This window comes from Amedibacillus sp. YH-ame6 (assembly GCF_053848845.1).
The window spans coordinates 1-4,664 of the sequence record NZ_JBSPEZ010000044.1; the positions used below are offsets into that span (position 1 = coordinate 1).

A 4,664-nucleotide genomic window follows, 5' to 3' on the forward strand; every position below is an offset into this window, starting at 1 on the left:
CAGATTTGGTAGAATTGTTATTCAAACCTTGTTCAATAAAGTTACGATATTGTAAATCTAAATGTTTTGAACCTTTGGTATTCATATAGGTGCCCTCCATGACTAATTGAAACCACAAAGAAAACATATTTATCATACAGAAATGTAAGAGAAAATTCCACACTTAATGAAGTGGATTATTCTGTAAACCTTAATTCCACTTTTTCTCATCATTGTGGAATTAACTTTTTCACTTCACGGTCTTGAAAAAAATACAAATTGCTTTAAAAAATAATTGCATTCAAGAATGAAATACGTTATAATAGTCTAGCACACGCCCGAGTGGTGAAACTGGTAGACGCAACGGACTCAAAATCCGTCGGTAGCAATACTGTGCCGGTTCGAGTCCGGCCTCGGGCACCATGCTAATAAAGTAGCTCCCAAATGGGAGCTTTTTTATATCAATTTTAGTTTTGAGGTAAATATGAAGATTTCTTCTTTTGATTCTTCGTCTGTACTGTGTAAATAGTTTTTGAAGTTTGTTTGCCATTCGTTCTCTGGATCAAAATCATTTAGTAATGTAGTAAATGAAGTAGGATTCAAATTTGTGATTTCACCTAACAATAATTTGAAAAAGATTCCAATTTCCATATTGGAAAGAGTGTTGAAATAATGTGTATACTCATCATCATAAAAAATATCATGGTCGAGCAAATCAAACATATCGTATATGTCGATTTGCTTTACTTTTATATAGGATAATTTATCTTCTAAATTCTGCATAGCAGATAACGTTGCTAAATGAATTTCAAATACATCACTATTCTTTTGTTCTAGGTGGAATGTGATGGAATCCTCATCTGTTGTTTCATAAATGAATAAGTTGTAGGGAGTATATATAAATTTATGCCACTCTGATTGAATGAGTGCTTTATGCTTGGCTAAGTAAGGGACTAAGTTAATATCGATGGATTTTATAGAGTGTAACATAAAATCATGTATTCGTTTAGTGAAGGTGTTATTTGATAATAACTGTTTTAAACGGATACAATCTTGTTTGGTTAATGATAATTTTGCTTCTTGGAATAAAATCATATTTGCCATCCATTGATTTAAAACTAGTTCAAATAAACTAATGTGTATATCATGAGGATTTATGTCTCTAAGATAAACGTGTTGTTGTAGGAGGGGTGGTATTTCTTCTTTAAACAATGTGCAGAATTTTTGTTCAAGTGATAAACGTTTTGTATATTCAAGGACAAAGTCACTACCACGCTTATGATACATATTTGCGAATAAGGAGAGACCGTCCAAAAGGGGATAGTCAAGATCTTCTTTTGTGTGGTGGAAGTGAAATTTAGCATCTTTGTTTTTTAGAAGTGCTACATAATTTGGAATTTGGTGAAAGACAACATCGAGATATCGTTCGTTTTGGAATATATATAACTCCTTTTGTAATTTGTATAAAAGGTGTTCGATTTGCTTTGTGTCTTCTTGTAAATGTAGTATACCTAAATCATATATCTGTTGTAATGAATGAGTGTTTAAGTGTTTGAAAATAGGTTTTATAGGAGCGTGGTGTGAAATGTAATCAATACTACGCATAAGATAGGTGAACTTTGCTTCGCTTAATGATGTACTACACTCATGTGTATAGGATAGAACAAGAAAGTTTAGTATCCTTCTATATTCCAATATGAGTTCTTGTTTACGTTTGCTTGAAATTTTGTTTTGTTCGTATGCATATAGAATTGTGTTGTAGATTCCTTCAGGAGTGTGCTTGTTAGTAGTAAGGGATTGCTTGTTCATTTTGTACCTCTCATACGTTGGACTTGATGTAAGACTTTTTCAACATAGTAGATATCCAAAGTTCCACCACGTTTTATATAAATCATTTCCATGGCATCTAAAATCATTGTATCTTCAACGAAACGATGATAACGACTGCGCACTTCATAATATGAAATTATGAGATTTTTTAAGATATCTAAATAATTGTTAGTGGACATATAGGGGGATGTTAGAAATGGAGCGAGTATTTGATTTAGTTTTGAGTGATCTGTTTCAATCCAGTGGAGCTTTTTACAAATGAAAAGTATAGTTTGTTGTAGGGATAGGATGTCTTCTTTCGATAATGAGATACCACGCATGGCTAAGGTGTTTTTTGTTTCTTGTAATTCGAGTTGGGTGTTTTGGTATAAAATGAGTGGGTTCATGGAGTACTTCCTTTCTTCATATATAAGTAATACCATTTGTATGGATGCATTACAACTCTTGAAAAAAAGGCGTTTTTGTGGTATTATAACACTAGATAAAGAGTGAAAAACAACAGAAATTCGTGAGGAAATCTGTTGTTTTTATTTTATAATTTTAAGAAAAAAGGTGATATGACATTCTTGTCTAAGATAAGGAAATATGGTATATTAGTTTACATGTGAACTAATGGAGGGCGTATGGAAACAAGAAAGAGTAGTGTAGAAACGATGCTGCAACAATTTGCGATGATTCGAAAAGTATATGGAAAGCTATGTTTTCAATCTTTATCATCTTATGAATTTTCGCCAAGTGAAATAGATATTTTAATCTTCCTATCGAATAATCAAACAATCAATACAGCAAAAGAGTTAGCATTTTGTTTGAATATTTCAAAAGGATTAATTGCTAGAAGTGTGGAATCTCTAATGAAGAGAGAATTGATAGAAGTGAAAGAAGATAGGAGCGATAAAAGAATCAAGCATGTATTCCTTAAGGATAATAGTGAAGGTGTTGTTCAACAAATCAAAGAACAAAAGAACGCGCTTGCGCAAATCTTAAGGAAGGGTGTTTCGGATGAGGAGTTGCAAGTGCTATTAGAAACAATGATGAAAATCAATAAAAATATGCAAAGTATGTTGGAGGAAAAAGAATGAAATTGAAGGTTGGTAATGAAGTTGATTTAGGAAAAGAGAGAGTTGGAAAATTATTTGTGATGCTGGCGATACCAGCAATTACATCACAAGTTGTAAATGCGTTGTACAATATGGTAGACCGTATGTATATTGGTCATATTGCGGAAGTTGGTGCAAAGGCATTGACGGGAGTTGGCGTTTGTTTTCCAATTATTATGGTGATTTCTGCTTTTGCTGCATTGGTTAGTATGGGAGGAGCGCCTAGGGCTAGTATTATGCTTGGGAAAGATAATAAAGAAGGTGCAGAAAAGATATTGGGAAATTGTTTTAGTGCACTTGTCATAACGGCGGTGATCCTTACTGTAATTGTTCTGATGTTTCAAACGCCTTTATTGCGTATGTTTGGGGCGAGCGATAATACGCTACCTTATGCAGAAAAGTATATGTTTATTTATGCGCTAGGTACCATATTTGTACAACTTACATTGGGTATGAATGCGTTTGTGTCGGCACAAGGATTTTCAAGGGTGAGTATGATGACAGTTGTGATTGGTGCCATTACAAATATTATCCTAGATCCTATCCTGATTTTCGGATTGGATATGGGTGTGGAAGGAGCGGCTTTAGCAACTGTGCTTTCACAAGGTGTTTCTTGTGCGTGGGTAGTGTATTTCTTATCTGGTAAGAAAACTATTATCAAGTTGCATGTATCCAACTTTAAAATTGATTGGCATGTTTTAGCACCTGCAATGGCATTGGGGGTTGCGCCGTTTATTATGCAGGCAACAGAAAGTGTTCTGGTTCTTTGCTTTAACTCTTCTTTATTATCTTATGGAGGAGACCTTGCGGTAGGGGCGATGACAATCCTTTCTAGTGTGATGCAGTTTGCGATGTTACCGCTTATGGGATTCACACAAGGTGCACAACCGATTATTAGTTATAACTATGGTGCTAATAATGCGGATAGAGTGAAAAAGACGTTTAAACTACTGTTGGTGAGTTGTTTTACATATTCTTCTATATTATGGGCTTCCATAATGATAGCGCCACAGATATTTACATCCATCTTTACGAATGATTCAGCACTTGCGGAATTGACCATTTGGGCTTTGCGTATTTACATGGCTGCGGTTGCGCTCATGGGTGTACAATTAGCATGCCAACAGACATTTATCGCATTAGGGAATGCGATAACTTCAGCGTTCTTAGCGATGTTTCGCAAAATCATCGTTTTGATTCCTTTGATTTATATTCTTCCACGTTTTATAGATGATAAAGTGATGGCGGTTTTCTTGGCAGAACCAATCGCGGATACGTTGGCTATTTTAACGACTGTGATTCTGTTCACAGTAGAATTTAAAAAACTATTACAGAAGATGCGTAAAAGGGAAGAACAAAGAATCGATACAGAGGTTTTATAAATAATAAAGTGAAAGGATATCTTAGGGTTATAGGATGCGGGAGATATCCTTTTTATATCCTCTAAATACATTGAAATAATTATATATGAATTTTGAGTAAAAATATTAAAAAAGTTATTGACAGAGAACAATTAGTATAGTATTATTAACAGGCACTCAACGAGAGTGAAAACAAATCGGTCTTTGAAAACTGAACAGGAAATACGTTGATTTCAATGAGATATGAACATAATCATATTCCAGATAAACAAACAAAAAAACAAGACGTTGGCAAAACGTCTGAGCTAAATCAAATGGAGAGTTTGATCCTGGCTCAGGATGAACGCTGGCGGCATGCCTAATACATGCAAGTCGAACGAAGTCTTTAGAAAGCTTG

The 4,664-nt window shown here is 34.3% G+C and carries 4 protein-coding genes, 1 tRNA gene and 1 rRNA gene; 4 read left to right on the plus strand and 2 right to left on the minus strand.

Annotation, left to right across the window (positions count from 1 at the left end; translation table 11 throughout):
• Positions 1 to 315 precede the first annotated feature (315 nt).
• Positions 316 to 402: transfer RNA gene (locus tag ACWG0P_RS15840), tRNA-Leu, on the plus strand.
• A gap of 33 nt (positions 403 to 435) precedes the next feature.
• Here the strand turns inward: ACWG0P_RS15840 and ACWG0P_RS15845 are convergent.
• Positions 436 to 1,788 carry a DUF6179 domain-containing protein gene (locus ACWG0P_RS15845; protein ID WP_455802539.1) on the minus strand — a complete coding sequence of 451 codons (1,353 nt, stop codon included), beginning with the start codon at positions 1,786 to 1,788 and terminating at the stop codon, positions 436 to 438.
• A complete protein-coding gene (locus tag ACWG0P_RS15850; protein ID WP_455802540.1) occupies positions 1,785 to 2,195 on the minus strand; it encodes a DUF6323 family protein in 411 nt (136 codons plus the stop codon). Before ACWG0P_RS15850 ends, ACWG0P_RS15845 begins: the two co-directional genes overlap by 4 nt.
• A gap of 237 nt (positions 2,196 to 2,432) precedes the next feature.
• On the opposite strand from ACWG0P_RS15850, the gene ACWG0P_RS15855 reads away from it, so the two are divergent.
• From ACWG0P_RS15855 to ACWG0P_RS15865, 3 genes are all read left to right on the plus strand, one after another.
• Positions 2,433 to 2,888: a MarR family winged helix-turn-helix transcriptional regulator gene (locus ACWG0P_RS15855; RefSeq protein ID WP_455802541.1), complete on the plus strand. Its 456-nt coding sequence runs from the start codon at positions 2,433 to 2,435 to the stop codon at positions 2,886 to 2,888.
• Entirely contained in the window at positions 2,885 to 4,288 is a 1,404-nt protein-coding gene (locus ACWG0P_RS15860) for an MATE family efflux transporter (RefSeq protein WP_455802542.1), read from the plus strand. Before ACWG0P_RS15855 ends, ACWG0P_RS15860 begins: the two co-directional genes overlap by 4 nt.
• Before the next feature lie 290 nt (positions 4,289 to 4,578).
• Positions 4,579 to 4,664: ribosomal RNA gene (locus ACWG0P_RS15865) — 16S ribosomal RNA — on the plus strand; the annotation flags it as partial.

What these genes read in the sequence shown, in the direction of transcription:
- ACWG0P_RS15855 (WP_455802541.1), top strand. Translation starts at nt 2,433, where the DNA reads ATGGAAACAAGAAAGAGTAGTGTAGAAACGATGCTGCAACAATTTGCG.
- ACWG0P_RS15850 (WP_455802540.1), bottom strand. Translation starts at nt 2,195, where the DNA reads ATGAACCCACTCATTTTATACCAAAACACCCAACTCGAATTACAAGAA.
- ACWG0P_RS15860 (WP_455802542.1), top strand. Translation starts at nt 2,885, where the DNA reads ATGAAATTGAAGGTTGGTAATGAAGTTGATTTAGGAAAAGAGAGAGTT.
- ACWG0P_RS15845 (WP_455802539.1), bottom strand. Translation starts at nt 1,788, where the DNA reads ATGAACAAGCAATCCCTTACTACTAACAAGCACACTCCTGAAGGAATC.